The sequence below is a fragment of the Thiocapsa sp. C2-2m genome, from assembly GCF_041903745.1.
Classification (GTDB): domain Bacteria; phylum Pseudomonadota; class Gammaproteobacteria; order Chromatiales; family Chromatiaceae; genus Thiocapsa; species Thiocapsa roseilacustris.
Window position 1 is genome coordinate 42,679 of sequence record NZ_JBBWVD010000002.1, and the last position, 26,780, is coordinate 69,458.

The 26,780-nt window shown below is 64.5% G+C and carries 23 protein-coding genes; 15 read left to right on the plus strand and 8 right to left on the minus strand.

The annotated features are described in order from the left end of the window. Positions 1 to 22: 22 nt before the first annotated feature. Positions 23 to 652, minus strand: coding sequence for an HNH endonuclease (locus tag AADX97_RS01610; RefSeq protein ID WP_374231821.1), 630 nt, complete (start codon positions 650 to 652; stop codon positions 23 to 25). Positions 653 to 1,274: 622 nt separating this feature from the next. Here AADX97_RS01610 and AADX97_RS01615 point away from each other — a divergent pair. Beyond that, positions 1,275 to 3,551 carry a primosomal protein N' gene (locus AADX97_RS01615; protein ID WP_374231822.1) on the plus strand — a complete coding sequence of 759 codons (2,277 nt, stop codon included), beginning with the start codon at positions 1,275 to 1,277 and terminating at the stop codon, positions 3,549 to 3,551. An 11-nt stretch (positions 3,552 to 3,562) separates the two neighbouring features. Here the strand turns inward: AADX97_RS01615 and AADX97_RS01620 are convergent, their stop codons facing one another. Together AADX97_RS01620 and AADX97_RS01625 are read right to left on the minus strand one after the other, a co-directional pair. Further along, the gene (locus tag AADX97_RS01620) at positions 3,563 to 4,336 is read right to left on the minus strand and encodes an efflux RND transporter periplasmic adaptor subunit (RefSeq protein ID WP_374231823.1); all 774 of its coding nucleotides are present in this window, start codon (positions 4,334 to 4,336) and stop codon (positions 3,563 to 3,565) included. Continuing rightward, entirely contained in the window at positions 4,333 to 5,322 is a 990-nt protein-coding gene (locus AADX97_RS01625) for a TolC family protein (RefSeq protein ID WP_374231824.1), read from the minus strand. The genes AADX97_RS01620 and AADX97_RS01625 overlap by 4 nt, the downstream gene beginning before the upstream one ends. Positions 5,323 to 5,691: 369 nt before the next feature. Between AADX97_RS01625 and AADX97_RS01630 the strand changes: the two genes are divergently transcribed. The 8 genes from AADX97_RS01630 to AADX97_RS01665 all read left to right on the plus strand — a co-directional run bounded on the left by AADX97_RS01630 (position 5,692) and on the right by AADX97_RS01665 (position 12,545). Further along, entirely contained in the window at positions 5,692 to 6,534 is an 843-nt protein-coding gene (locus tag AADX97_RS01630; RefSeq protein WP_374231825.1) for an META domain-containing protein, read from the plus strand. A gap of 265 nt (positions 6,535 to 6,799) precedes the next feature. Beyond that, on the plus strand, positions 6,800 to 7,009 hold the full coding sequence (locus AADX97_RS01635; RefSeq protein WP_374231826.1) for a lipoprotein: 210 nt from the start codon (positions 6,800 to 6,802) through the stop codon (positions 7,007 to 7,009). Positions 7,010 to 7,055: 46 nt separating this feature from the next. Further along, on the plus strand, positions 7,056 to 8,306 hold the full coding sequence (lysA, locus tag AADX97_RS01640) for a diaminopimelate decarboxylase (protein ID WP_374231827.1): 1,251 nt from the start codon (positions 7,056 to 7,058) through the stop codon (positions 8,304 to 8,306). Continuing rightward, complete coding sequence (locus AADX97_RS01645; RefSeq protein WP_374231828.1) at positions 8,303 to 8,974, plus strand: class I SAM-dependent methyltransferase; 672 nt, start codon at positions 8,303 to 8,305, stop codon at positions 8,972 to 8,974. Before lysA ends, AADX97_RS01645 begins: the two co-directional genes overlap by 4 nt. Before the next feature lie 8 nt (positions 8,975 to 8,982). Further along, positions 8,983 to 9,816 carry a diaminopimelate epimerase gene (gene dapF / locus AADX97_RS01650; protein ID WP_374231829.1) on the plus strand — a complete coding sequence of 278 codons (834 nt, stop codon included), beginning with the start codon at positions 8,983 to 8,985 and terminating at the stop codon, positions 9,814 to 9,816. Positions 9,817 to 9,919: 103 nt separating this feature from the next. Then, positions 9,920 to 10,621 carry a DUF484 family protein gene (locus AADX97_RS01655; RefSeq protein ID WP_374231830.1) on the plus strand — a complete coding sequence of 234 codons (702 nt, stop codon included), beginning with the start codon at positions 9,920 to 9,922 and terminating at the stop codon, positions 10,619 to 10,621. Between the two features lie 251 nt (positions 10,622 to 10,872). Further along, positions 10,873 to 11,787 carry a tyrosine recombinase XerC gene (gene xerC, locus AADX97_RS01660; protein ID WP_374231831.1) on the plus strand — a complete coding sequence of 305 codons (915 nt, stop codon included), beginning with the start codon at positions 10,873 to 10,875 and terminating at the stop codon, positions 11,785 to 11,787. A gap of 95 nt (positions 11,788 to 11,882) precedes the next feature. Further along, the gene (locus AADX97_RS01665) at positions 11,883 to 12,545 is read left to right on the plus strand and encodes a sulfotransferase family 2 domain-containing protein (RefSeq protein WP_374231832.1); all 663 of its coding nucleotides are present in this window, start codon (positions 11,883 to 11,885) and stop codon (positions 12,543 to 12,545) included. 297 nt (positions 12,546 to 12,842) lie between these two features. Here AADX97_RS01665 and AADX97_RS01670 read toward each other — a convergent pair whose 3' ends face one another. Continuing rightward, on the minus strand, positions 12,843 to 13,628 hold the full coding sequence (locus AADX97_RS01670; protein WP_374231833.1) for a DUF2189 domain-containing protein: 786 nt from the start codon (positions 13,626 to 13,628) through the stop codon (positions 12,843 to 12,845). Positions 13,629 to 14,128: 500 nt separating this feature from the next. Between AADX97_RS01670 and AADX97_RS01675 the strand changes: the two genes are divergently transcribed. Continuing rightward, a complete protein-coding gene (locus AADX97_RS01675; protein ID WP_374231834.1) occupies positions 14,129 to 15,097 on the plus strand; it encodes an MBL fold metallo-hydrolase in 969 nt (322 codons plus the stop codon). Positions 15,098 to 15,217: 120 nt separating this feature from the next. On the opposite strand, the gene AADX97_RS01680 is transcribed toward AADX97_RS01675, so the two are convergent. The 4 genes from AADX97_RS01680 to AADX97_RS01695 all read right to left on the minus strand — a co-directional run bounded on the left by AADX97_RS01680 (position 15,218) and on the right by AADX97_RS01695 (position 20,842). Next, on the minus strand, positions 15,218 to 17,488 hold the full coding sequence (locus tag AADX97_RS01680; RefSeq protein WP_374231835.1) for a TonB-dependent receptor family protein: 2,271 nt from the start codon (positions 17,486 to 17,488) through the stop codon (positions 15,218 to 15,220). Between the two features lie 13 nt (positions 17,489 to 17,501). Continuing rightward, positions 17,502 to 18,413 (minus strand): TIGR00730 family Rossman fold protein, encoded by a 912-nt coding sequence (locus AADX97_RS01685; RefSeq protein WP_374231836.1) that lies wholly within the window; start codon positions 18,411 to 18,413, stop codon positions 17,502 to 17,504. Between the two features lie 74 nt (positions 18,414 to 18,487). Continuing rightward, positions 18,488 to 19,645, minus strand: a complete 1,158-nt coding sequence (locus AADX97_RS01690) for a PilT/PilU family type 4a pilus ATPase (protein WP_374231838.1) — start codon at positions 19,643 to 19,645, stop codon at positions 18,488 to 18,490. Between the two features lie 159 nt (positions 19,646 to 19,804). Continuing rightward, the gene (locus AADX97_RS01695) at positions 19,805 to 20,842 is read right to left on the minus strand and encodes a type IV pilus twitching motility protein PilT (protein ID WP_374231839.1); all 1,038 of its coding nucleotides are present in this window, start codon (positions 20,840 to 20,842) and stop codon (positions 19,805 to 19,807) included. 395 nt (positions 20,843 to 21,237) lie between these two features. Between AADX97_RS01695 and AADX97_RS01700 the strand changes: the two genes are divergently transcribed. The 5 genes from AADX97_RS01700 (at position 21,238) to AADX97_RS01720 (ending at position 26,739) form a co-directional block, all read left to right on the plus strand. After that, the gene (locus tag AADX97_RS01700) at positions 21,238 to 22,020 is read left to right on the plus strand and encodes a (Fe-S)-binding protein (protein WP_374231840.1); all 783 of its coding nucleotides are present in this window, start codon (positions 21,238 to 21,240) and stop codon (positions 22,018 to 22,020) included. 577 nt (positions 22,021 to 22,597) lie between these two features. After that, positions 22,598 to 23,065 (plus strand): hypothetical protein, encoded by a 468-nt coding sequence (locus AADX97_RS01705; RefSeq protein ID WP_374231841.1) that lies wholly within the window; start codon positions 22,598 to 22,600, stop codon positions 23,063 to 23,065. A 111-nt stretch (positions 23,066 to 23,176) separates the two neighbouring features. After that, on the plus strand, positions 23,177 to 24,040 hold the full coding sequence (locus AADX97_RS01710) for a peptidoglycan-binding protein (protein WP_374231842.1): 864 nt from the start codon (positions 23,177 to 23,179) through the stop codon (positions 24,038 to 24,040). Positions 24,041 to 24,688: 648 nt separating this feature from the next. Next, entirely contained in the window at positions 24,689 to 26,098 is a 1,410-nt protein-coding gene (locus AADX97_RS01715; protein WP_374231843.1) for a LutB/LldF family L-lactate oxidation iron-sulfur protein, read from the plus strand. After that, entirely contained in the window at positions 26,095 to 26,739 is a 645-nt protein-coding gene (locus AADX97_RS01720) for a lactate utilization protein C (RefSeq protein WP_374231844.1), read from the plus strand. Before AADX97_RS01715 ends, AADX97_RS01720 begins: the two co-directional genes overlap by 4 nt. Positions 26,740 to 26,780: the final 41 nt, after the last annotated feature.

The window sequence follows — 26,780 nt, forward strand, 5'->3', positions numbered from 1 at the left end:
GTCACCGGATCACGTAGCGGGCTCACTCGTCGGGCTCGTTCGTCGGGGTCTCGTCGCTACCCCGAGCGGCACGCCGATGCAAGGGGCTCGAGCGCGGAAAGTGGGCGCGCAGGAAGGCCATCTGATCCGCTAGGACGTGGCGCCCCATCAGGAAGATGTACTCGGCGTGGGTCGGCGTGAAGGGTACGGCCAACAACTCCATGCCCGCCGCTTCGGGCGTGCGCCCGGCCTTAAAGTTGTTGCAGCGCACGCAGGCGGTCACGACATTGTTCCAGACATCCTTGCCGCCGCGACTGGTGGGACGCACGTGATCGCGCGACAGGGTACGCCCCGAGAAGCGGCTGCCGCAATACATGCACATGTGGTCGTCGCGGTGAAACAGGGTGCGGTTCGACAGGGGTGGTGCATAATCGTCCTGAAGCTTGTTCAGGGCGTGATGCGTCCCGTAGGTCGCGATGATGGAGTGGATCTCCAATCGACTTTGTCGGTGGGTGCTCGAGTTGATGCCCCCGCGCAGCTCGAACAAGGCATCGCCGCAGGCATAGGCCACCTGTCCGAGGAAATACAGCCGGGCGGCAACTCGGTAGTCCACCCATTCCATCGGCATACCCGCCAAATCCGTTCGCAGTACCTGTTGATTCAGTGACAACATAGCGGCGTTACGGCTCGGAATTTGCGAGCATGATACACAGTTGCCCTTTTCGCGCAACCCGGCGCCGTCATGCGTTTTTAGGTGCTTTCCGGAAGATTTGCTGCCCGTAGGTTGTGCTGACGATAGGAAGCACAACTTCCGCCAACGGTTGATTGTGCCTCGCACGGCTCGGGACAGCCTCCGGGGCTCTCGGCGCGGAGCACTCCGGTGCGCAGCTTGGCATAAGCATTTACGGAATTCGCCTGACGATCGGCCGTGGCGAACCCGCGCTTCAACCCACTGATCATTCACAGCCGCCGTGCATGCCCGCGAAGGCGCTCGGCGAAGTTTCGCGCCGCTCTGGACGAACCGCCGGCGCTATATGCAACACATTGATTAATTGAGTGTTTGCAAAATGGCTAAAAAGTTTCCAAACGAATAGAACCGTAACAATGACGCCTGCTCGCATCGGCTTTGCACCAGTCATCCCCAGACTTATCCACAGAAATTGTGAGTTGCTCGGGTTTCATGTTCCGCGACAAGCGATTGCCGGTGTTTCCTAGCCGAGCGCGGACGTCCCGCGTCTAATCGACGACTGCCGTCCGTCCTCACGAACCGTCCTCGGAACAAGCGCTCAACCAACGTGCCGCCCGCCCCGATCAGAAAGCCCGGCTCGATCCTGCGTGTCGCTGTCGCGGCGCCGCTGATGGACGCCTTTGATTACCTGCCGTTGCCTCCGGCATCGGACGGCTGCTCGGCAACGCAGCCACCGTTGCCCGGTCAGCGTGTGCTGGTGCCCTTCGGCCAAGGTCGGCGCGTGGGCATCCTGCTCGAGCTGCGCGAGAGCTCCGATCAGGATCCCGCGCGCCTGAAGCCGATCGAGCGGCTCCTCGACCCGCACCCGGTCTTGAGCGCGGCCGACCTGACCCTGATCCGCTGGGCGGCGAGCTACTATCGGCAACCGATCGGCGAGGCCCTCTTCAGTGCACTCCCCGCCCGTCTGCGCCAGGTCAAACCCATCCTGGACGAGCAGGTCCCGGGCGTCTCGGCGACGCCCGCCGGCCGGACCCTGGACCTCGAGACGCTGCGCCGGGCGCCGAGGCAGCGCGAGCTTCTCGCCCTCCTCAGGACCACGCCCGAGGGGATCGCGGTGGCCGATCTGACCGCATGCGTGGGCCACTGCGCCGCGACGCTTCGCAGCCTGCGTGCACGCGGGCTGCTGGAGACCTGCCGCCTCGCGCCGGCGGGGTCCGTCACGCACGCGCCCCGTGCCGAGCCCGCCTGCGGTCCGGAGCTCAATGCCGATCAGGCCGAGGCGGTTCGTCGGGTCGCGGCCCGGCTCGGCGGGTTCAGCCCCTTCCTGCTCGACGGCGTGACCGGCAGCGGCAAGACCGAGGTCTATATCCGTCTGATCGAGGCCGCCGCCGCCCGCGGCGCCCAAACACTCCTGATCGTTCCCGAGATCGGCCTGACCCCGCAGTTGCGTGAACGCTTGACCTCGCGACTGCCCGACCCGCCCGCCGTATTGCATTCCGGGCTGGCTGCCGGAGAACGCGAGCGGGCCTGGCACCGCGCCGCCTCCGGGCGCGCAGGCGTCGTGCTCGGGACACGCTCGGCGGTGTTCGTGCCGCTGCCTCGCCTCGGGCTGATCTTGGTGGACGAGGAGCATGACGCCTCGCTCAAGCAGCAGGAGGGCTTTCGCTACTCGGCTCGCGATGTCGCCGTGAGACGCGCCCAACTGGTCGGTTGCCCGGTCGTTCTCGGTTCGGCGACACCCTCGCTCGAAACGCTCAACAACGCGCAGACCGAGCGCTACGGCTGGCTGCGTCTGCCGCAGCGCGCGGGTGCGGCCTGCACCCCACGGACCTCGTTGCTGGACATCCGCAATCAGCCGCTCCAGGCCGGGCTCTCCGCCGTCCTGCGCGAAGAGATGCGTACCGAGATCGCCGCCGGCAACCAGGTGCTCCTCTTCCTGAACCGCCGCGGCTATGCCCCGGTGCTCACCTGTCACGGCTGCGGCTGGGTCGGCGACTGCCCGCATTGCGACGCGCGGCTCACACTCCATCTGGCCCGCCGACGCCTCTGGTGTCACCACTGCGGTTGGACGCGGCCTTTGCCCGACGCCTGTCCGGACTGCAAAGGGACGGATCTGCGGATGCTCGGACGCGGCACCGAGCGACTCGACGAAGAGCTGCGCCCGCTGTTTCCGGGCGTCGGCATCGCCCGGCTCGACCGAGATACCACCCGACGTCGCGGCGAGCTGGCCCGCCTCCTCGACGAGGTCCGGCGCGGCGAGGTGCAGATCCTGCTCGGCACCCAGATGCTGGCCAAGGGACATGACTTCCCCGGCGTGACCCTGGTCGGCATCCTGGATCTGGACCAATCGCTCTACGCAAGCGACTTCCGCGCACCGGAACGCACCGCGCAGCTGATCGTGCAGGTCACCGGGCGCGCCGGACGCGCCGAGCGCCCCGGACGGGTCGTCCTGCAGACCCGCCACCCCGAGCATCCTCTGCTCCAGAGCCTCTTGCGCGAAGGCTACAGGGGCTTCGCGACCACGGCCCTTGCCGAGCGACGCGAGGCCGAGCTGCCGCCGTTCAGCCATCTCGCGCTGCTGCGCGCCGAGGCCCCGACCGCCGAAACCGCAACGGCCTTCCTGAATCAGGCCCGCCTGATTGCAGAGGGGCCTGACGAAGGCCGAGCCGAGCGGCTCACCGAGACCGGAGTGCTCTGCTACGGCCCGGTCCCTGCCCCGATGGAGCGCCGCGGCGGGCGCTACCGCGCGCAGCTTCTGATCCAATCGTCTCAACGCCCGCGGCTCCAGCGATTTCTCGCCGGCTGGAGCCTCGCCCTACGCGCCTTGCCCAGGAGCAAAGGGCTGCGCTGGTCGCTGGACGTGGATCCGCAGGAGATGAGCTGATCTTCGAGCCGTTAGGGCAAAACGATCTGCACGGTCTCGGAAGGCCGCAGCAGCTCATTCGGGCGGCGGTCGAAGATGATGTCGAGGTAGTAGACGGCGCCTTCGAGCTCCACGCGCACGGCCTGGACCCCGAGGCTGTAGACGCGCCCGTCGCGCATCGCCCCGTCGATCTTGATGCGCGCCGGCTGGCCCGGTTTGAAGCGCCGCAGCGTGCCGGCGGTCACCAGAGCGCGGGCGAGCATTTGATCGTCCGGCGCGATCACGATCAGGGGCTCCTGCTGGATGGTCTTGTAGATCACCGCCCCGTTCCAGACCTTGCGCGAGACCAGGATCCCGTCGAAGGGGGCGCGTAGCTCGGTGTGCTCGAGTGCGACCAGGGCCGTGGCCTCGGCCGCCTTCGCGGCTTCCTCCTCCGCCGTGGCGGCGAGCTGCTCGAGCTCGGCGTCCTTGAGCTCTTCGATGGCGATCAACCCGCGATCGAACAGCTCTTGGCTGCGCACGAGATCGCGCCCGGCCTTTTCCACCTCGACGCGCGCTCGGGCGACGCGCGCCTTGGCCTCCAGGAGCCTGGCTTGGGCCTCGCGCTGATCCATCCTCAAGAGGAGATCGCCTTTCACGACATGCTGACCGGCGCTGACGAGGACCTCGTCGACCACGCCGTTCTCGAGCACGCGCATTTCGACCTCATGCACCCATTCGAGCCAGCCCTTAAGCTCCTCGGCGGCAAAGGCCTCCGTGGCGAGCATGAGCACGCCGAGTGCGATGATCCATGCCTGTTTCGTCATTGATTCTGTTCTCCGTCTGCCGCTTCGGCGAGGGGCTGCCCGGCAAGGGCCTCGAGCTCCGCCCACACCAGTGCACGGCAGAAGCTCACCCGTTGGCTCTGCTGCCGGGTCTGGGTCTGTTGACTCATGGAGTAACCGAGGTCGGCGGTCACCTCCTGCTCGTAGAGTGTGCGACTCTCGTCGAGCTTCAGATCGCGCCAGGCCAACTCGGTGCGCAGGTTGCGCTCCGCCGCGCTCAGTGCGCGCAGACGCAGCAGCAGCTCGAGCGCCTGCTGGCGGATCTCCATGTGAATGAGATCCCGGTCGGCCTGCGAGCGGCCGGCAATCAAGTCACGCACGATCGGGGTCTCGACCGCCTGTGCGAGGATGGTCTCCAGCGTCGGCGGGGTCTCCGGCGGCATCGTGAGCGTGGGCTGCAGCAGGTTGCGCGGCAGGTCGGCTGGATTGCCGAGCGCCTGTGCGAGCAGTGCGCGCGTCAACTGCTGGCTGATCTCGCTTGCGGAGCGGCGGTGCAGGATCTCCTGATAGACCGACTCCAGCTCCAGGACACGCAGCGGCGAGATCTGGCCGAGCTCGTTGCGCACGGAGGCGCGGTCGAACTGGATGTAGGCGACCGCCATGGCCTCGCTCTCGGTGGAGAAACTCAGATCGGCGAGGAGCACGTCGAAGAAACGCTCCATGATCTCCAGGCGCTGCGCGTCCCGGGCGCTGATCAGGGGTTGGAGCGGCCGGTTCCGCTCGGGGTCGGCGACGCTCGAGCTGCGAAAGGCCAGCCGTTGACAGTCCAGGTAGAGCGATTGGCGACGGGGCAGGAGACCGACGATCTCCGGCGAGGCCGTAACCCGCGGGTGACCGGTAACGGTCTCGAGTGCCTCCTCCAGGCCGAGCGGGTCGGAGATGGCGGCCGCCGGGACGGTCAAGGTGGCTCCGGCGAGCAGGACAAGGATTCGGCATCCGAGCGCATATCGGCGCGCCGCGGTCCTCATGGGTATGGATCCGTGCGTGTCGGCGTCTCGGACGTTGGCCCTATCATGGAGCGGATCAACCTCGCGTATCCTGTTGCCGGCCTGCCTTCTCGGGGCGGGGTTCGTGAGCCGGGATCTGTGAGCCCGATCCCGCGAACCCGGAGATTAAGCCGATTCCGGGTCGCGGCTCAAGCGATTCGCTCGGGTTTCCCGCAACGTTTCCGGGCGACGGCTCGGCAGGTGTTTCGGGCGGGGTTACACTGCCGGGGTTACGCCGCCCCCCGGCAGCTCGACGGGGAATGCGCCACGTCGGCACGCGGTATTTCGAGCTCCCTGCGTCGATAGCCAAACCCGTGACCCAACCCACCCGCATTCAAGAGGATTTTGTGCATGTTAGCCCTTCGAACCCTGGTCCTTCTCGGCCTGATCGGCATAGTAGCTCCGTCCTTTGCGACCGACGAGCCGCCCGCGGACGGCGGCGAGACGGCCGTGCCCGCCATCGACGCGACGCCGTGGCGCATCCTCGCCTATCGATCCGACGCCGAGGCCGATCTCGTCTCCATCGAGCCCCGCGAGCTGCCGCCGCAACTCGCCTTCGGCGAGGGTCGCGTTTCGGGCAACGTGGGTTGCAACAGCTTCTCGGGCGGCTACACCCGCGACGGCGATCGTCTGACGATCGACCCGCGCATGGCCATGACCATGATGGCCTGCGAGGAGGCGCTGATGGCCTTGGAGCAGGCGATCACGGCGCATCTCGCCGCTGTGGCCGGCTATCGGCAGGCCGGCCAGACGTTGGAGCTGCTCGATGCCGACGGCACCGTTTTGATCCTGCTCGAAACGCTGGCAGAAACCCCGTTGGTCGGCGTCACCTGGCGCCTGGACACCTACAACAACGGCAAGGAGGCGCTGGTCTCGACGGTGAAGGGCACCGAGATCACCCTGGCCTTGACCGCGGAAGGTACCCTCTCCGGCTCCGACGGCTGCAACCGATACATGAGTGGCTATGCCCTCGACGCGGGTCGGCTCTCGATCGGACCCATCGCCACCACCCGCATGGCCTGCCGGGGCCCGCAGGCGGTTGCCGAGCAGGCGGCGGCCTATGCCGCGGCGCTCGGGATGGTGCGAGGTTACCGTATCGAGGGCGAGCAGCTCTGGATGACGACCGAGGACGGCGCGACCGCCGCGCTTTTCCGGGTTGTTCGCAAGGCGGCGGAGTCGACCGCCGAGCGCTGAGTCCTTTTGGGGCGTGTCGGGGCGTGTAGGGGCGTGTAGGGGCGACTTCAGTCGCCCCGGGACGTTTAGGACAACCGACGGCAATCGACTCTTTCGGCAATTGTCCCGTTCCTACTGGGGCGGCTTTGGGGGACCACCGGGCGACTAAAGTCGCCACTACATGCCCATGTATGTCGGGCGGCTTCGGCGGAAGCCGCCCGACCAACATCAAGTCCGGACCGGTTATACTCCCGCTGGTCATGGGACCGACCCACACGAGGCACGCATGCACTGCTGGGCCAGAACAGCCTTCTACCTCCTCGTCACTGTGCTCGGCATCGCGAGTATGATCGGTGCCTGCGGTCAGAAGGGACCGCTCTATCTGCCCGAACCGCCGGTCGTCGTGGTGCCGGCGCCCGCAGCCGATATCGGCTCGGATGTTCCGAGCGCGGTCGTTGCGCCGCCGGAATCGAACGCACCTCCCGACACACCCTAGTCGAATCGACCCCAATCACTTCACGCCGAGAGCCTCCCGAGACCGCATGGATCACTTCAACTATCGCGACGATGGCCTCTACGCCGAGGATGTCCCGCTCGCCGACATCGCCGCGCGTTTCGGTACGCCCTGTTATGTCTATTCCCGTGCGACGCTGGAGCGCCATTGGCGCGCCTTCGACCGCGCCTTTCGCGAGCATCCGCATCTGGTCTGCTTCGCCGTCAAGGCCAACTCCAATCTGGCGGTGCTCAACGTGCTTGCGCGCCTGGGCTCGGGATTCGACATCGTCTCGCTCGGGGAGCTCGAGCGCGTACTTGCCGCCGGGGGCGACCCGTCCAAGGTGATCTTCTCCGGGGTCGGCAAGCGCGAGGACGAGATCCGCTTTGCCTTGGAGGTCGGGATTCGCTGCTTCAACGTCGAGTCCGAGTCCGAGCTGGTCCGGCTCGATCGGATCGCCGGCGAGATGGGTGTGATCGCGCCCGTATCGCTGCGTGTGAATCCCGACGTCGATGCCCAGACTCATCCCTATATTGCCACCGGCCTGAAGGAGAACAAGTTCGGGATCGATATTCACGCGGCCGAGGAGGTCTATGTCCGGGCCGCAGCGCTGCCGAACCTGCGGGTGACCGGCATCGACTGTCATATCGGCTCCCAGCTCACGGATCTGGCCCCCTTCATCGACGCACTCGGGCGCGTGTTGACCCTGGCCGAGCGTCTCGGCGAGATCGGTATCCCGATCGCGCATCTCGACATCGGCGGCGGACTCGGCATCCGCTACACCGAAGAGCATCCCCCGGAGCCCGCCGCCTATGCCGCGGCCATGAGCTACCTGCTCGGCGATCGTCCCTACGAGATCGTCTTGGAGCCCGGCCGCGCCATCGCCGGCAATGCCGGCGTGCTGCTGACCCGCGTGGAATATCTCAAGGAGAACGGCAAGCGTCACTTCGCGATCCTGGACGCGGCAATGAACGACCTGGTGCGCCCCGCGCTCTATCAGGCCGTTCAGGACATCGTACCGGTGAGGCACAACACGGACGCCGAGCCCGCCCGCTATGACCTGGTCGGCCCGGTCTGCGAGACCGGCGACTTCCTCGGCAAGGGCCGCCAGCTCGCCTTGAGCGAGGGCGACCTGCTCGCCGTGCGCGGATCGGGCGCCTACGGCTTCACCATGAGCTCCAACTACAACAGCCGCCCGCGCGTGCCCGAGGTCATGGTCGACGGCGATCAAGTCCATCTCGTGCGCGAGCGCGAGACCGTCGCGAGCCTCTTCTCCGGGGAGACCGTTCTACCGTCATGAAACGCCGTCCCGAACCCGAGTTGATGGACAGCGACGAGCAAGCGCTCGCCTATGCCCAAGCGGATTTCAAGGAATCCAACACGCTCTTCATCGAGCTGCTGCGCCGGCTCGATCCCGGTCCGCTCGAGGGCGCGCGCGCACTTGATCTGGGCTGCGGACCGGCGGACATCAGCATCCGCTTCCTGCGCGCCTGGCCCGGGGCGTCCTGCGATGCGCTCGACGGCTCGCAACCCATGCTCGATCTCGCCCAAACCGCGCTCGATGCGCTGCCCGGCGTGGCCAAGCGGTGTCGACTGATCCGCGACCAGATCCCCTCCGCGGCCCTGGATCGCGGCGGCTACGACCTGATCATCTCCAACAGCCTGCTGCACCATCTGCACGACCCGCAGGTCTTGTGGCAGACCCTGATCGAGACCGGCAAGCCCGGCGCCTTGGTGCTGATCATGGACCTGATGCGCCCGGCCTCGGCCGGTTGGGTCGAGGCACTGGTGGCGACCTATGCCGACGGCGAGCCGAAGGTCTTGCGCGACGACTTCCGCAACTCGCTTTTCGCCGCCTTCGAGCCGGCGGAGGTCGCCGAGCAACTGGCCGCCGCGGGGCTCGACGGGCTCGAGGTCGGCGTGGTCAGCGACCGCCATCTGGCCGTCTCGGGGCGCCTGCCCGGGTGAGCGAAGGGATGCGACTCGCCTTTAGCAAGATGCAGGGCCTGGGCAACGACTTCGTCGTCCTGGATGCCACCGAGCACCCCATCGCGATCGACCCCGCGCTCGCCCGCCGGCTGGCCGACCGGCGCTTCGGGATCGGCTGCGATCAGATCCTGCTGGTGGAGCCGCCGCGCCTGCCCGGCACCGAGTTTCACTACCGCATCTTCAACGCCGACGGCTCGGAGGTGGAGCAGTGCGGGAACGGTGCGCGCTGCTTTGCGCGCTTCGTGCGCGACCGTGGCCTGACCGAGCACGACGAGATCCCTGTCGGAACGGCCGCGGGACCGATCCGACTCTACGTGTTGGAGGACGCAGGTCAGGTCCGTGTCGACATGGGCGCACCCGAATTCGAGCCCGAGCGGATCCCCTTTCTGGCGGATCGTCAAGCGCTCACCTATGACCTGGATGTCGCGGGCGAGTCGCTGGTCATCGGCGCGGTCTCGATGGGAAACCCGCACGCCGTCATCCTGGTCGAGGACCTGGACACAGCTCCGGTCGCGCGCCTCGGCCCCTTGATCGAAGCCCACCCGCGCTTTCCGCAACGGGTCAATGTCGGTTTCATGCAGATCCTCGCCCGCGATCATCTGCGCCTGCGCGTCTACGAGCGCGGCGCCGGCGAGACCCTGGCCTGCGGCACCGGCGCCTGCGCGGCCATGGTCCACGCCCGGCAACGCGATCTGGTGGACACGCGGGTCCGGGTCAGCCTACCCGGCGGCGATCTTCTGATCGCCTGGAACGGTCCCGGCGAATCCGTCTGGATGACCGGACCGGCCGTGCTGGTCTTCGACGGCGAGATCACGCTATGAGAAGCCACGGCAGGTCCGGCCGCGCCCACGAGACCCGCTCTCCCGCCGTCGGTCGGGCCGAGCTCGCGAGGTCCGACATTACCCCTGCAGGTAAATATCGCGCATGACTCCCCTCGAACCCGCGCCCGTCGCGATCGAAGACCCGGATCTCGAATCCAGGGTCATCGACTATCTCCTGAGCGATCCGACCTTCTTCGCTCGCAACCCGAAGCTCCTAGCGGCGCTCGAGATCCCGCACGACTCGGGGGCCGCGGTCTCGCTGATCGAGCAGCAGGTGCGCCTCCTGCGCAAGCAGCTCGAGGCCGAGCGTCACCGCCTGACGCATCTCATCTCCCGTGCCCGCGAGTACGAGGCGCTCTCGGGCCGGCTCCACCATCTGGTCCTGAAGGTCATTGCCGCGCAGGATTCGCAGCAGATCTGTGCGCTGCTCAAGGACGGCCTCCTGACCGAGTTTTCGGCCGAGGCGATGACGCTCAAGCTCTTCCAGACCCTGGACCAAAGCGGCACACGACCGGATCCGCTGACCCTGGCGTTTCGCGACTTCGTCGATCGCCACCACGCCTTGTGCGGTCCGCTCAACAGCGAGAAGGCGCAGATCCTCTTCGGCGCGGCCGGGGCCGAGATCCGGTCCGCCGCGCTGGTGCCGATCCGCGCGGACGGACATGCCGGCGTGCTGGCGATCGGCAGCCACAACAGCGAGCGCTTTCGCCCGGACATGGGCACCGAGCTGCTCGACCGGCTCGGCGAGATCCTCGGACAGAAGTTGCGCGTCGTGCCGTTGGGGCACTGCGACGAGACGAGCTAAATCGCGTCCGGAGCCATGTGCATCGTTTTTGGATTGGATGGGCCTCGGCCAGATCCTTGAGCGTCGGAGCTGACGCGATTTAAACCGCGCCCGGTGCGGTATGTGATTTTTTTGGATGGGATCGGCCCCGGCAGACTTGACGATCGCTGGAGCTGGCGCGGTTTAAGATGGTGAAAAACTGAGAACTTTAAACCACGCCCCCGCCGAAGCTCGGATCAGCACTCACTACTCACTACTCACTACTCACTACTATGAGTACATCGGGCGACCTGATCGAATCCTTCCTCGGCCATCTCGCCCACGAGAGACGGCTGTCCGAGCAGACCCTGATCGCCTACCGCCGCGATCTCGAGCGGCTGAACGCCTGGCTGAGCGAGGCCGGCTCGATCGCGATCGAGAAACTCGACGAACAGGCCGTGCGCCAATATCTCGCCTGGCGGCACCGCCGCGGGGCCTCCGGAAAGACCCTACAACGCGAGCTCTCCAGCCTGCGCAGTCTCTATCGCTGGCTGCTGCGTGAGGGTCTGGCCGGATCCAATCCGGCGGTCGGGGTGAGGGCACCGAAGAGTCCGCGGCGCTTGCCGGGGACACTCGATGCCGATCAGCTATGCAGTCTGCTGGATCATCCGGCGGAGGATGATCTGCTCACAATCCGCGATCAGGCCATGATCGAGCTGTTCTACTCCTCGGGCCTGCGGCTCGCCGAGCTGGTCTCGGTCAACCTCGGCGACATCGACATGGCCGAGGGCGAGCTCGGCGTGCTGGGCAAGGGATCCAAGACCCGGCGCGTACCGGTGGGCATCAAGGCCCGCGAGGCCGTCCAGCGCTGGATGCTGGTGCGCGCCAATCTGGCCGCGGACAGCGAGCCCGCGCTTTTCGTGAGCAGCCGCGGGACGCGCATCAACCCGCGCACGGTCGAGCTGCGCATCGCCCGATGGGCCCGCTCGCAGGGCGCGACGCGCGACCTGCATCCGCATCTGCTGCGTCACAGCTTCGCGACCCATTTGCTGGAGTCATCGGGTGATCTGCGCGCGGTGCAGGAGCTGCTCGGTCATGCCGATATCGGCACCACTCAGATCTACACTCATCTCGACTTCCAGCATCTCGCGCAGGTCTACGACCAGGCTCATCCTCGTGCGAAGAAGAAACCCCGTCCGGCCGATTAGCGCCGAAACCCAGATCGCGTAGGTCGGATCAGCGCAGCGTCATCCGACGTGAAACCTTTCCATCCCCGCTTATCGACGACGGTTGATCCGAGACCATGCTGCTCTCACCCAAATACCGCTTTCTCTTCGTCCACATCGCCAAGACCGGCGGGACCAGCGTGCGCGCCGCCTTGGAAGGGCTGCGCTGGCGCGATCCCTGGTACTGGTCCATGTTTCTGTGCAGCCGACTGAGCCATCTCAGCGGGCACCGCATCGCTACCAAGCTGCCCCGACATGCCAAGGCGATCGCCGCGAAGGAGATGTTGCCCAAGGAGGTCTTCGATGGGCTGTTCAAGTTCGCCTTCGTGCGCAACCCCTGGGACCTTCAGGTCAGCTCCTTCCACCACATCCGACGCGAACGACCCCAGTACCTCGGCGGCCACACCGAGTTCGAGCCCTTCCTGCGCTGGAAGCTCGACCCCGAGCGGCCCTACCAGTATCACGTCGACACCTCGATCGAGCTGCAGAGCGATTACCTGATCGACCTGCACGGGGCCGTGATCGTCGATTTCATCGGTCGCTACGAGCGTCTGCACGAGGATTTTGCCATCGCCTGCGAGCGCATCGGGATCCCCGCGCCGGCACTGCCGCATGCACGCAAGGCCACAGATCGCAGCAAGGACTATCGGGGTTATTACACGGATACCACAGCCGAGCTGGTCGCGAGACACTTCGCCGCGGATGCCGAGCTGCTCGGCTATCGATTCGAGCCGGGCTAGACCGCGTCCGTTGCCTCATGCGCGCCCTCGGGGTTGAATCGGCGTCGCAGACATCAACGAGATCATCGCCGACGCGATCTAGGAGGGTTAAGGTAAGATGGTCCAAGGAACGATCCATAATCCGCATGAACACGAACACGTAGGTTGGGCAAAGCGTAGCGTGCCCAACGGCTCCCTGTGTTGCGGGCGCTGGCTCATTAGAGCGGCCACCGAAACGTTCAGGCGCTCGTGACACCGCTCCGCGGTGTCACGCATGCCCCGTGGCGCTCTGCGCCACGTGACGGTGGCCGGAGTCACTCAGTCTCTGGGCACCATATCCCGATAGGCATACCAGGTCGCATGCCCCACCAGGGGGACGGCAAGGAAGAGCCCGATATAGAAGGTCAGAAGTCCGATCCCCACGATCCCGACCAGCAGCACCGCCCACAGCAGCATGGGCAACCAATTGAGTGCCACTGCACGGACGCTGGTGCGCATCGCCGTGAACCCGTCGATCGGGCGGTCGATCAGCATGGGCACCGAAATGGCGCTGATGCAGAAGGCACAGATGGCGAAAAAGGCGCCGACCAGGATCACCGCGAGCATGAGTCCCATGTAATCGCCCGAAAGGACGACGATCGGAATAAAGCGCGAGAATGGCGGAAAGGGATCGTTGAACATCATGATGAAGAGAAATATGGATGCCAGGATCCAGAGCTGCATCGTCATCATGAGGAACCCCATCGCGATTCCCAGCTGACCCTGATTGCGTTTGAACGCCTCCAATGCCTGACAGTGATCGACCGGCTCTCCGCGCTCCAGGTGCGCGCTCATCTGATAGAGCCCGATCGCCAAGAACGGGGCCATCAGGAAGAAGCCCGCAGTCAGGAAGGGGATCAAAAAGGTCAAGTGCCCGATGACCGTCAGCCCGACGATCAGGCCGCTGAGCAGCACGATCATGGCACCGTACCTCAGACTGTGGACAGGTGCTGCTTTGATGTCATGCCAACCCTTGGCAAGCCATTGCCAGGGGTGATCCAGGGTGATCTTGTTGACGCGAGGGTCCACGTGGCGCGGTTCGTCCGCGACGGCGGTGTTGTCCATCCTGATTCCTCCGATATTGTTATGGAAACCGGCGAGAGGGCTGCCCGGATCTGCGGTATCGGCCGACCCGCAGGTCGGCAATCCTTCAGCTCCCGAGCAAGACGACCCCAAGCGAAGGTTGAGTGAGGCACTAAGATTCTACAAGGTTTCCGCAAAAGGCAAGCGGGTTGAACCTGGATTCGGTACGAAGGCCGAGGTTCCAACTGATACGCCTCGGGGCGATCCCGAGATGCCGCAGTCGCGACCTTGTCCGGGGTGGGCGAACGATGAATGTCCGGCGCCATTGCATCAACGCACGAAGCGGGAAGCGGCCCCGGCGCCGAGAGACCAGAGTCTACCTCATGCAGGAGGCGGTATATACGGAAAAACTCGATGGAATTTCTGGCGTTACCCGATAGAACCCCGCGCTCTCAATGGGTGCCGCCCTGCACCAAGAGGGCGCTTGGTTTAGACTCGAGCCTCATCCAAAACACGCGATTCGAACCGGAGCACGCAAGCGCATGTCCACCGTACCCGCCCCCTACCAACAGATCGACGACGGCATCTATTGCCTCGAAACCGGTCTCTACCGGCACGGCCTCGCCGCCTGCTATCTGGTGCGCTTCGCGGATCGGCTTGCCTTCATCGACACGGGCGCCGCCAACTCCGTGCCCGGTTTGCTGGGCGTGATCGCCGACCTGGGCCTGACCCCGGAGCATGTGGACTACGTCATCCCGACCCACGTCCACCTGGACCACGGCGGCGGTGCCGGCACCCTGATGGCCGCTTGCCCGAACGCGCGCCTGGTCATCCATCCGAAAGGCGCGCCACACATGATCGACCCGAGCCGCCTCGTCGCCGGCTCCACTGCTGTTTATGGGGAGGAGGCATTTGAGCGCGACTTCGGCGCGCTCACCCCGGTTCCCGAGGAGCGAGTCATCATCGCAGAAGACGGCGAGACCTTCGAGCTCGCCGGCCGAACCCTCACGTTCATCGACACGCCCGGACACGCCAATCACCACGGCAGCATCTACGACGAGACGAGCCGCGGCTTCTTCACCGGAGACACCTTCGGCATCTCCTACCGCGAATTCGACACCGCCGCCGGCCCCTGGCTGTTCGCCCCGACCACCCCGGTTGCCTTCGATCCCGACGCCTGGCTCGCCAGCCTCGACAAGCTCATGGCCCACGCACCTCAGGCCATGTATCTCACCCATTACGGCCGGGTTACGCAACCCGCAGACCTGCTCGACGACCTGCGCGCCAGCATCCGCGCACTCGCCGACATCGCACTCGCCGAGGAGGGAAACGCCGACTCGGACCGGGAGTCCCGCATCAAAAGTGCCGTGCGTGCCTATCTGATCGCCGGCGCCCGCGCCCACGGTGTCGTTCTGTCGGACGACGCCATCGCCGAGCTGCTGAGCCTGGACACCGAGCTCAATGCTCAGGGGCTGGAGGTTTGGTTGAAGCGGCGTGCGAGGGGTCGATAGAGGTCATGGCGGCTGGAACCGGCGTTGCTCTGGCGTTCAACGAGGAGTCGACCGAACCATGGCGCATCTCACCGGACGCAGTTCGCATCCGGCGGACAGCGCCGACTGCTACGCCATGGCTCAAAAGCTGTAGCTCGCCGTGATGCCGATCAGGTAATTCGTGCCGGGGCCGGGCGCGTAGAACCGGCCGTTCGCGTCGTTGACGCTCACCGCGGCGATGTAGGGCTCGTCCAGCAGATTGTCGATCCGCACGAACTGGGAGAGCCGGAGTCCGTCCAGGTCCTGGGTGAAGCCACCGCGGAGGTTGGCGAGCAAGTATCCGCCTGCCGTCTCGCTGTTGCGGTCGTTCACGTAGACCTTGTCCTGTCCGGAAAGGCTGATCGCCGCCTCGAACCCCAGGGGCTCGTAGGCGTAGGAAAGCTCGCCGAAGAGCGTGAACGCGGGTACGCCCGGGATACGGTTGCCCGCCTCGACGGTCGTGACATTGAGGGTCGGCGCGACCGTGCGGCAGGGAATGCCCGCGCAGGCCGGAAAGCCCTCGGTGAATTCGCTGTCCAGATAGGTCGCCGCCAGATAGCCGACAAAGCCCCGACCGAGGGGTGACTCCAGCAGCAGCTCCACACCTCGGCGACGCGACGCGGGCGCATTCCGGTAGGTTGCCCGTCCGCCCCCGTTGGTCGCCACGGTCAGCTCGTCGTCGGTGTCGATCTGGAAGAGTGCGAGATTCAGCCGAGCGTCCGCGCCGAGCAGAAACTTGGCGCCGATCTCGTAATGCCGGCTCACGGCGGGATCCAGACCCAGGTTCAGGCCCGCGCCGCCGTCGGGGCGATAGGCCAGCTCGGTGAAGGTCGGCGTCTCGAAGGTCTTGCCGAGGTTGGCGTAGAGATTGATGGAGTGCGTCAGCTTGTAGAGGAGCCCGAGGGCCGGCGTCCAAGCGCCGTAGGTCAGGTTGCCGCTGTCGTCGGGGTTGAGGTTGGTGGCCGTGATCGGGGCGGTCGAGCCGCTGCAGGTGCCCGGCCGTGTGCCGGGTGCGGTCACGCGATCGGGGGAGCAGATGAAGCCGTCGTCGGAGTCGAAGCGGACCTCGGTGTACCGCAAGCCCAGGTCCAGACTCCAGCGGGGTGCGAAACCCCAAGTGCCTTGAAGAAAGGCTCCCCAACTGTCCAGGGTGTTGTCTTCATTACGCTTGAGCGCGGCGCGCTCGCCCAAGGCGCTGAGATAACCCTTGCGCTCCTCGGCCGACCGATCGTATTCCCCGCCCAGGATCAGCGTCAGTGGGCCGTCGGCGAGTGTTGTCGAATGGGTCCAGAGGAGGTTGCCGCCCGCGAAACGCCGATCGAAAGCGCTCACGCCGCCCGAGGCCGTGATGGCGTTCTGGTTGGCGAGCGGGATGGCGAGATACTGCTCGTTGCTGCGTGTCCCGGTGTAGGCCATGACGCGCAGGTCGTCCGCAGCGCTCAGCGGCTGATCCAGGACGACGCCGCCCTGGAGGTTGTCGAGCGTGCGCCGGGTTTGAAAGGTCAGCGCGGCCGGCGATGCCTGGCGGCGATTACGCTTGACCTCCTCTGCGGTCAGGCCGAGCGGATCTCGGGCCTCGGGCAGATTCAAGGCGTTGGCGATCAGGCTGATGGTGCCGCCGCCGTCGAGCGCGATCCTGAGCTTGCTGTTGGCCTGCTCCTTGGTGGCACGACTCCAATCACGGTAGCCGTCGGTCTGCGCGCGGGAGAGATCGACGACATAGTTGAGGCGCCCCGTCTCGCCGCCCAGCTTGGTCCCGGCGATCCAGGTAGCATCGCTGCCGCCCATCAGACGGACGGTCAGGGTCGGCTCGGGCGGGCCGTCTTCGGTAAAGATCTGCACGACGCCGCCCGAGTGGTTGCCGTAGAGGGCGGAGAAGCCACCACGCATCACCTCGATGGACCGCGCCGAGCCCAGATCGAAGAGCCCGGGTCCGCCCTGGCCGTCCGGCGTGCTCGCGGGGATGCCGTCCGCGATCAGCTTGACCCCGCGTGTCCCGAACTGGGAGCGTCCCCCGAAGCCGCGGATCATGATCTGCTCTTCCTGCGCATAGGTCCCGCGGTTGGTCACGACCGTTCCGGGGACGCGCGGCAGATCCTCGGAGATCAGCACCATCGGCTTTTGGTTCTGGATGATCGCCTTGTCCAGGACGTCGATGGCGACCGGCAGGTCGAACGTGCTTTCGCCGGAGCGCGTGGCGGTTACCACCAAAGGGGCCAACTTGATCGCCTCCTCGTCGGACTCCGCTGGCTGGAGCCCCTGCGCAACCGCAGCCCCGCAGTGGAGAGCCGCGAGGGCGGCCGCGAGGCCGCCGAGGGTCGGCCCGGCCTTGCGCACGTCGCGACCGATGATCGAGCCGACTGCACGCGTCACACGGGCATCCCGATCAGGATTCGCAGCCCAACTCGTCGTAATGCGCACAGATCCGTGACCAGGCGTCCTCTGCGGTCTCGACGAAGCTGAACAGATCAAGGTCGGCGCGACTGACCACCCCCTCATCGACCAGCGCCTCGAAGTCGATGACGCGCTCCCAGAACGCCTGCCCGAAGAGCATCACAGGCATGGGTCGAATCTTCTTCGTTTGAATCAAGCAGAGCGTCTCGAAGAGCTCGTCGAAGGTGCCGAAGCCGCCGGGGAAGACTACCAGCGCCTTCGCACGCATCAGGAAATGCATCTTGCGCAGGGCGAAATAATGGAACTGGAACGACAGCTCCGGGGTGATGTAGGCGTTCGGGGCCTGCTCGTGCGGGAGCGTGATGCTGAGACCGATCGAGACGGCATCGACGTCGGCGGCGCCGCGATTGGCCGCCTCCATGATGCCGGGGCCGCCACCCGTGACGATCACGAAACAGCGTGATTCCGCGTTCTGCTCCTGCTCGGAGACGATCCGCGCGAAACGCCTCGCCTCCGCATAGTAATGCGAGCGGTCGAGCGCCCGCCGGCAACGCTCGACCGCGGCTTGCGCCAGCGCCTGCGCATCCGCCGGCGCGGCACCCCGCGCATGCTCGGCGTCCACAAGGTTCCGTGCAGCCGTCTCGGGATCCGGAATCCGGGCGCTGCCGAAGACCACGATGGTCGACTCGACCCGCTGATCCTGAAGCTCCAGCTCGGGCTTCAGCAGCTCGAGCTGCAGGCGCAGCGGACGCGCCTCGTTGCGCATCAGAAAATCGACATCCGTATAGGCCAGACGGTAGGCGGACGATCGGGTCTGTGGCGTCGAGCGGGTCTCGGCCGCCCGCGCGGCATCCTCGCGGGCGGTCGGCAAGGTGACGTGATCGCGGTCGGTTGGTGTGCGCATGCGTGATGGGTCCTCGGGGTCGGTTGAGGAGAGCGGGTCGGGGACGGCGGGTCGGGGCGTCGGGGACGCTCGGATCAGGGTCGCCGACCGCGGTACTCGTTTTCGTGTACGAGGGAAACCCCATCGATCATGCGATCCGTCGCCTCGCGCTGCGCGGCGCCACCCTGGAGCTTGATGACGAGCCGCACCTCGTTGGCCGAGTCGGCATAGCGCAGCGCATCCTCGTAGCTGATCTCGCCCTCTTGATAGAGATTGAAGATGGCCTGATCGAAGGTGATCATGCCTTGCTCGTTGGACTTCTTCATCAGCTCTTTGAGCTTGTGCACCTCGCCCTTGCGGATGAGATCGGATGCCAACGGCGTGTTCAACAGGATCTCGACGATGGCCCGACGGCCCTGATTGCCCTTGCGCGGTGCGAGCTGTTGCGCCACGACGGCCTTGAGATTCAGCGAGAGATCGAGCAGAAGCTGGTTGCGCGAGTCGTCCGGAAAGAAGCTGATGATGCGGTCCAGTGCCTGGTTGGCGTTGTTGGCATGCAGGGTTGCCAAGACGAGATGGCCGGTTTCGGCGAAGGCGATGGCGTATTCCATGGTCGCGCGTGTGCGGATCTCGCCGATCAGGATGACATCCGGGGCCTGACGCAGGGTGTTCTTGAGCGCGACCGCGTAGGACTCGGTATCCACGCCCACCTCGCGCTGAGTGATGATGCAACCGTGATGCTCATGGACGAACTCGATCGGATCCTCGACCGTGATGATGTGGCCCGAGCTGTGTCGGTTGCGATACCCCACGAGCGCGGCGAGCGAGGTCGATTTCCCGGTCCCGGTGCCGCCGACGAAGATCAACATTCCGCGCTTGGTCATCGCCAACTCGCGCAGGATCGAGGGAAGCCTGAGCGCCTCGATGGTCGGAATATCGGTCTCGATCCGACGCAGGACCATCCCGGTCGCCTCGCGCTGGACGAACGCACTGATACGGAACCGCCCAAGATGCGGGCGATCGATCGCAAACTGACATTCCTTGGTCGTGCGGAATTCCTCGCGCTGGCGATCGTTCATGAGGCCGAGCACCATGTCGTGTGCCTGCTCGGCCGACAAGGGATTCTTCGTCGCCGGATAGATGGCCCCGTCGATCTTGACGCTGGGCGGCCAGCCTGCGGTGATGAAGAGGTCGGACGCCTTGCGCTCGACCACCATGCTCAGCAATTGCTCGATCGCACGATTCAGGTCCATACGAGACCTCGACTATTAAGAAAGACGCTCCCGGGCGGCGGCCATCCTTAGCTTGGCCGGAACCTGGATTCGCAAACGATCTACATCCTCCGACATCCGCATCGTGCGGGGCGGCACCATCGACGAGCGCTCGGCCCGGCAAGGTTCGGCGGATCCGGATCAGCTAAAACCGTCCTTGTTTTGGGCCTTCATCCGCGCGTCCTTGCGCGACACCAACCCCTGTTGGACCAGCTCCTTGAGGTTCTGATCCAGGGTCTGCATCCCGTGTGCCTGACCGGTCTGGATTGCCGAGTACATCTGAGCCACCTTGGCCTCGCGGATCAGGTTGCGGATGGCCGGCGTACCGATCATGATCTCGTGCGCGGCGACCCGTCCTCCGCCGACTCGCTTCAAAAGCGTCTGCGCGATGACCGAGCGCAGAGACTCCGAGAGCATCGCCCGGATCATCTCCTTCTCCGCCGCGGGAAAGACGTCGATGATGCGGTCGATGGTCTTGGCCGCCGAGGTCGTGTGCAACGTCCCGAAAACCAAATGCCCGGTTTCGGCCGCGGTCATCGCCAGCCGAATGGTCTCGAGATCACGCATCTCGCCGACCAGGATGATGTCCGGATCCTGACGCAGGGCGGAGCGCAACGCCTCGCTGAATCCCAGCGTATCCTTGTGCACCTCGCGCTGATTGACCAGACATTTCTTGCTGGTATGCACGAACTCGATCGGATCCTCGATGGTGAGGATGTGCGCGTACTCGGTCTCGTTGAGATGGTCGACCATCGCGGCGAGGGTCGTGGACTTACCCGAGCCGGTCGGCCCGGTCACCAGGATGAGGCCGCGCGGAACACTGATGATCTCCTTGAAGCTCTCGGGTGCGTTCAGCTCTTCGAGCGACAAGACCTTGGATGGGATGGTCCGAAAAACCGCACCGGCGCCGCGTTTCTGGTTGAAGGCGTTGACGCGGAACCGTGCCAGACCCGGAATCTCGAATGAGAAGTCCGTTTCCAGAAACTCCTCATAGTCCTTGCGCTGCTTGTCGTTCATGATGTCGTAGACAAGCGAGTGCACCGAACGATGTTCGAGCGGCGGGACATTGATGCGGCGCATATCGCCGTCGACACGGATCATCGGCGGCAAGCCGGCCGAGAGGTGCAGGTCCGATGCGTTGTTTTTGACGCTGAAAGCCAGTAGTTCGGCGATATCCACGAATCACTCCCGATTGAACCGCGGCCGGCATGCCATGGTAAATACCGAGCGCACGTGGGTTTTCCGCCGCATTGCACGCCCCGCGCCCTGCTGACCGAAAAACCCACGTGCGCTCGTTATAGCATAGCCCGAAGAGCTGGCATCGGTCTCGACGGATCCATCGGTGGCGCGTTTCGTCCCCACGAGGTTTATGCCGAGCGCACGTGGGTTTTTCGGAACGCAGGGAACGACTCAAACAACAACCGAAACATGTAGGATGGGTAGAGCGTCAGCGAAACCCATGCGGCCCGCACCAAGGGCATCAGACCGAAACCCGGCAGCGCGTCGGTTTGGAGGATGGTACCGGATCGATAGCGTCCACGGATCACGTTCAAGACCCACCGGAGCCCCGTCCGATGAGCGATACCCCGAAGACCTCCCCGCGGGTCGGCCTGTTCGCAACCTGTCTCATGAACCTCTTCCGGCCGAACATCGGCTTTGCCGCCGCGAAGCTTCTCGATGACGCAGGCTGCATCGTCAGCGTGCCGCAGAGCCAAACCTGTTGCGGACAACCGGGCTACAACTCTGGCGACAACGACTCCGCGCAAGCACTCGCCAAGCAGGTGATCGCCGCCTTCGAGGACTACGATTTTCTCGTCGGTCCCTCGGGCTCCTGTATGGCGACCATCCGGCACGACTACCCCATCCTTTTTGCCGCAGACCGCGACTGGCGCGACCGCGCCGAGGCCATTGCGGCAAAGAGCTGGGAGCTGACGTCATTCCTGGTCGACGTCCTCGGCATCACAGCGGTTCAGGCCAGATTCGACGGCATCGCGACCTACCACGACTCCTGCTCCGGCCTGCGCGGACTCGGCATCAAGGGCCAGCCGCGACAACTGCTCGCGGGCGTCGAGGGGCTTACCCTGCGCAAGATGGTCGACAGCGAAGTCTGCTGCGGGTTCGGCGGGACCTTCTGCGTCGGATATCCCGAGATCTCGGTCAAGATCGTCGACGACAAGATCCGCAACATCCTCGCCACCGGGGCCGATACGCTGATCGGCGGCGATCTGGGCTGTCTGATGAACATCTCCGGGCGACTGAGCCGAATCGGCTCGCCGATGCGGGTCTATCATGTTGCCGAGGTGCTTGCCGGGACGGCCGACGGGCCAGGCATCGGGGACGGGCGAGGTCATGAGTGACCGCTCCGGACGCATTGCGACCCTTGGCCGAAACGACACCAATCTGGGCAAGCATCTGGAAAGCGGACGCCGGGCTACAGTGCTGCGCAGGCGGCTACACGCTGGAAGCGGCCAGATTCGCCAGGATCTCCGGCGCACAAGAACCTCAAATAGCCGCCCCCCAGGATTAGGTATCCCATGTGCCGCGGCTCCATCGGATTTCCGGAGATAAAGCTGTCCCCGAAACTCGCTGGAGGATGCTCAGCACCTCCGCGGAAGTGCGTCTGGCTTCGCCGGAACAGTGCGGCGCTGCGGATTTCATCGATCAGATAGATTAGCCCCCTGCTGGGGGGCAGTCCTGCATGAAGCGAGACTCCAGGGCGATCAGGTTGCTCACGTAACGGGAGCGCAGGTTTGGATCCCCAGGCTGTCTCTAACCCCACGATCGACCAACCAAAGCCCTACACGCTATGCGTTCCGAGACTCCGCGCACCCCGCATTCTTCGCGACTCCCGCTGATTCTTATTCTTAAATCTTGACAAGGATAAGAATAGAGCTATTCTTATCCTTACGAACAAGCAAGCAAAAGGATGCATCCGTGAGACAGATCGAGATCGATGATGAAGTTTATGGCTACCTTCAAAATCAAGCCCGCGCTTTCGTTGACACACCAAATCTTACACTGCGTCGTCTTTTCCAGCTGGAAAAGACTCCACCTAACTCCGCGCCATCTACGCCAAGCCAACAAAAACCAAGAGGAAAACTTCCGAAGGCAAGTCTGCAAGCTCTGAAATCTAGTGGGCTTTTACATGACGGACAGTCACTATTCCTTGTGAACTACCAGGGCAACAAACTAGCCCAATACCGAGCCGTCATCGCTGGCTCGTCTCTGAAGTGGCACGGCCAGATTTATTCAATGAGCGATCTGGCTCAAGAGTTGCTCAAAAAAGAGGGGTACAGCAGCACTTCAGTCCGTGGTCCTGCACACTGGTGCACTGAAGATGGAATTTCGATCAAGACTCTGTGGCAACAATACCTAAGCAATTCTTCTGGACAGGCGAACTAACAACCGCCTCTAAAGGGATCCCAAACTGCGCACAATTTTTTGGCGCAGATTCTAAGCCTCAGCGCGGCGTAGTTTGGGTGATTTAGGCCGGCACGTTAGGGAGAGATAATCGTGCTAAGAAAGTTACTTTCAGTTTTTGGTTTTATTGTCGCTCTAATTGTATGGATACTCATTGGACAATTAGGCAGGGAGATTGGCAGGGACGCTGGAGAAGCTGTTTTCACGCCTTCGAAATCAAATCAGCAAGAACTCGAAGAAAATTTAATTGAAGGTTTTGAAGAGGCGGCTAGGCAAGTTAATGCAACCTTGCCAATAATGATTGATGACGACACGCGCATGGATAAAGCAACCGTCGGCCCTGGCGCACTCGTAACCTATCATTACACATTCCCAAAATATTCATCTAAGGAGATTGATCCAAACTGGATACGTCAAGACCTTCGCGTCACTGTAAAAAATGATGTGTGCGCAAGCACAGAAATGAAGCCTTCACTCCAGTTGGGAGGTGCGTACGCTTTCTCGTACTCAGGTAGGGATGGGGTTAAGATCGCCACTTTTCAGGTAAACGGAAACGATTGCGGATTTTCCGAACTCACCTCTTCACCACAGTCATTTCTTACGCACAATGAACCTAGTCATCAAACCGATCAACCTAGTGGGGCCACTGCTTCACCGCAGCTAACAACACAGCAGATAAAACGGATGCAGACGCTTTTTACTCAATTGGGCTACCATCCTGGGCCGATAGATGGCGACGTAGGTCCGCGCACTCGGCAAGCTATAAGCGATTTCCAAAGGCACAATAGTTTGCCACGGACAGGTGAACCAAGCCAGCAACTCTTATCGCTCTTGGAGTCCCGTGTTTCGCGTGTGGCCTTGGATAACACTGAGAATTCCGATTGTGTTTTTAAGTCGGTCATGTCTGATGCAGACTATCGTGCTTGCGGGGTGAACCCTCCATCGAGCCAATACTAGTCGAAAATTGGGGAACCATTCTTTTGTTAAAAAACGCGATCCGCAATGCGAAATCAATGCAGCCTCCGAGGCTCGCACGCCCGCGCCCCCGGTACGTCGCCCGCTTCCTAAACAGCCTCGCAAGAACCTAGGGCGAAAGCGATCATCGGCCTCGCGTCGCTGATTCCTCCCGCTCCGCTCATTGTCGACCGACCGGGGAATGTCGGGGACAGGAGATGGGACGTATTAATAGGGCGAGCGTCCGGTGTCCACGCGACTGCGAGTTCTGGCCCACAAGACTCCAGTGACCGATGGGGCATAGCGCCCGCTCGCCGCTGTAGATCGAGTGTCCGCTTCCTGCACCAGCGGCCTGCGGACTCTCACGGGCGTGAGTGACGGCTAAGCGCGTCAAGCCGCCACTCCGACGGGACCGGGTTGAGCGGCAGCTTCAGGTCGATTCCGGGCTTAAGGAAAACCGCAATCCGAACGAGAATCGCGGATCCACTCGCTGGATTCGCAACGTCGGAATCGTCCGAAAGAATCGGCGGGGACGACGCCGAGGGCTTTTTGTGAAATAAGGTGAGCGGCAACGCAATCGCGAAACGGTACGGCGGATGACCCTGCACCCATCCGACCGACATCCAACCAGGGGCTTCGAGGGCACGCTCATTGGACATCCGCTCACACGAGTTTCAGCCGCGCGCGGTCGCCGCGCTCCATGACGCCAGCCTCCAGCAGGCGTTGGACAAAGCGCGCGACGGCTTCGTCGCCAAACGCGCGGTCCAGGTCGCCGAGCTGTCCGAGTTCGAGGCCCTGCGCGAGGCGGCCAAGACGCTCAAGGACCATGTCCTCGACCATCTCGATCACTACCTGGAGCGCTACGAGGCGGCCGTCGTCGCGGCCGGCGGTCATGTCCATTGGGCCCGCGACGACGCCGAGGCCCGCCGGATCATCCTCGACATCTGCAAGCGCGTGGATGCGCGGACCGTTACCAAGGGAAAATCGATGGTGTCGGAGGAAATCGGTCTCAACACGGCACTGATCGATGCCGGCCTCGTCGTGGTTGAGACCGATCTGGGCGAGTACATCATTCAGCTTGCGGGCGAGGCGCCCTCGCACATCATCGCCCCGGCGGTGCACAAGACCCGCGAGCAGGTCTCCGACCTCTTCGAAACGGCCCACGGCGGACCGCGCCTCACCGAGATCGCGGACCTGGTCGACGCGGCCCGTCTGGCGTTGCGCGAGCGCTATTTCCAGGCCGATGTCGGCATCACCGGCGGTAATTTTCTGATCGCCGAGACCGGCTCCAGCCTGATCGTCACCAACGAGGGCAACGGCGATCTCACCCAGACGCTGGCGCGGGTGCACATCGTCACCGCCGGCATCGAGCGCGTCGTGCCCACGCTCGACGACGCGACACTCTTCCTACGCCTGCTCGCCCGCAGCGCCACCGGTCAGGAGACCGAGACCTACACGACCCTCTCGACCGGTCCCAGACGGGCGGACGACCTCGACGGGCCGGAGGAATACCATGTCGTCTTGGTCGACAACGGCCGCTCCCGCATGCTCGCCGGACCCTTCCGCGAGATGCTGCGTTGCATCCGTTGCGGCGCCTGCATGAATCACTGTCCGGTCTACGGCGCGATCGGCGGCCATGCCTACGGCTGGGTCTATCCCGGCCCCATGGGTTCGGTGCTGACCCCGCTGATCAAGGGGCTGGACGCCGCCTACGACCTTCCCAACGCCTGCACGCTGAACGGCCGCTGCGCCTCGGTCTGCCCGGTGAAGATCCCGTTGCCGGATCTCCTGCGCCGGCTGCGCCATGAGCAGCTCAAGCAGGCGATTACCCCGCGTCGCAAGCGCTATGCGCTCGGCGCCTGGCGCCTTCTGGCGACCCGACCCAAGCTCTACCATGCGCTGGAGCGACTGGCCGCGCGTGCGCTCGCCGCGATCGGCGGTCGTGCGGGTCGCATCCGCCGCCTGCCGGGGGCCAGCGGCTGGACCGAAGGTCGCGACCTCCCCGCCCCGCCGGGTCGAACCTTTCTTGAACGCTGGCACACCGAGCGAGGGCAGTCATGAGCACCGCACGAGAGGACATTCTGGGTGCCGTACGTCGTGCAGCGGGGCGCGAACCGCTCGATGCACCCACCCGCGCAACACTGGATGCACGCATCGACACACCGGTCCGGCACCTCCGCCCGGCCTTCGATGAAGATTTCCTCGCGCGCTTTATCCGCAAGCTCGAAAGCCGCTCGGGCACGCTCGCGCGCGTTGCCGGCCGAGCGCAGATCCCGGCCGCCGTGGAGACCTTCCGATCGGCACACGGCCTCGCGCCGCACGCCGCCGTCGGCGCCGGGTTGAAGGACCTCGACTGGCCCGCCGACTGGACCATCCACCACAACCGCGCCGGAATCGAGGAGACCCTGTCGGTCACACCCGCCTTCGCGGCAATCGCCGAGACCGGCACCCTCATGCTGCTCGCCTCGCCGGAGAGCCCGACCACCCACAACTTCGTCCCGGATAACCAGATCGTGGTTCTGGAGACCACGCGGATCCTTCGGCACTTCGAGGACGGCTGGGCGGCGTTGCGCAAGCGGAACGGCGGCATGCCGCGAGCGGTCAACCTCGTCTCGGGCCCCTCGCGCACGGCCGACATCGAGCAGACGATCCAGCTCGGCGCCCATGGGCCGCGGCGGTTGCATGTGGTGCTGGTGGATTGACTGATTACCGCGGCCGGTCGACGCCTCGACCGATGTCGTTT

What these genes read in the sequence shown, in the direction of transcription:
- AADX97_RS01610 (WP_374231821.1), bottom strand. Translation starts at nt 652, where the DNA reads ATGTTGTCACTGAATCAACAGGTACTGCGAACGGATTTGGCGGGTATG.
- AADX97_RS01620 (WP_374231823.1), bottom strand. Translation starts at nt 4,336, where the DNA reads ATGACGAAACAGGCATGGATCATCGCACTCGGCGTGCTCATGCTCGCC.
- AADX97_RS01625 (WP_374231824.1), bottom strand. Translation starts at nt 5,322, where the DNA reads ATGAGGACCGCGGCGCGCCGATATGCGCTCGGATGCCGAATCCTTGTC.
- AADX97_RS01630 (WP_374231825.1), top strand. Translation starts at nt 5,692, where the DNA reads ATGTTAGCCCTTCGAACCCTGGTCCTTCTCGGCCTGATCGGCATAGTA.
- AADX97_RS01635 (WP_374231826.1), top strand. Translation starts at nt 6,800, where the DNA reads ATGCACTGCTGGGCCAGAACAGCCTTCTACCTCCTCGTCACTGTGCTC.
- lysA (WP_374231827.1), top strand. Translation starts at nt 7,056, where the DNA reads ATGGATCACTTCAACTATCGCGACGATGGCCTCTACGCCGAGGATGTC.
- AADX97_RS01645 (WP_374231828.1), top strand. Translation starts at nt 8,303, where the DNA reads ATGAAACGCCGTCCCGAACCCGAGTTGATGGACAGCGACGAGCAAGCG.
- dapF (WP_374231829.1), top strand. Translation starts at nt 8,983, where the DNA reads ATGCGACTCGCCTTTAGCAAGATGCAGGGCCTGGGCAACGACTTCGTC.
- AADX97_RS01655 (WP_374231830.1), top strand. Translation starts at nt 9,920, where the DNA reads ATGACTCCCCTCGAACCCGCGCCCGTCGCGATCGAAGACCCGGATCTC.
- xerC (WP_374231831.1), top strand. Translation starts at nt 10,873, where the DNA reads ATGAGTACATCGGGCGACCTGATCGAATCCTTCCTCGGCCATCTCGCC.
- AADX97_RS01665 (WP_374231832.1), top strand. Translation starts at nt 11,883, where the DNA reads ATGCTGCTCTCACCCAAATACCGCTTTCTCTTCGTCCACATCGCCAAG.
- AADX97_RS01670 (WP_374231833.1), bottom strand. Translation starts at nt 13,628, where the DNA reads ATGGACAACACCGCCGTCGCGGACGAACCGCGCCACGTGGACCCTCGC.
- AADX97_RS01675 (WP_374231834.1), top strand. Translation starts at nt 14,129, where the DNA reads ATGTCCACCGTACCCGCCCCCTACCAACAGATCGACGACGGCATCTAT.
- AADX97_RS01685 (WP_374231836.1), bottom strand. Translation starts at nt 18,413, where the DNA reads ATGCGCACACCAACCGACCGCGATCACGTCACCTTGCCGACCGCCCGC.
- AADX97_RS01690 (WP_374231838.1), bottom strand. Translation starts at nt 19,645, where the DNA reads ATGGACCTGAATCGTGCGATCGAGCAATTGCTGAGCATGGTGGTCGAG.
- AADX97_RS01700 (WP_374231840.1), top strand. Translation starts at nt 21,238, where the DNA reads ATGAGCGATACCCCGAAGACCTCCCCGCGGGTCGGCCTGTTCGCAACC.
- AADX97_RS01720 (WP_374231844.1), top strand. Translation starts at nt 26,095, where the DNA reads ATGAGCACCGCACGAGAGGACATTCTGGGTGCCGTACGTCGTGCAGCG.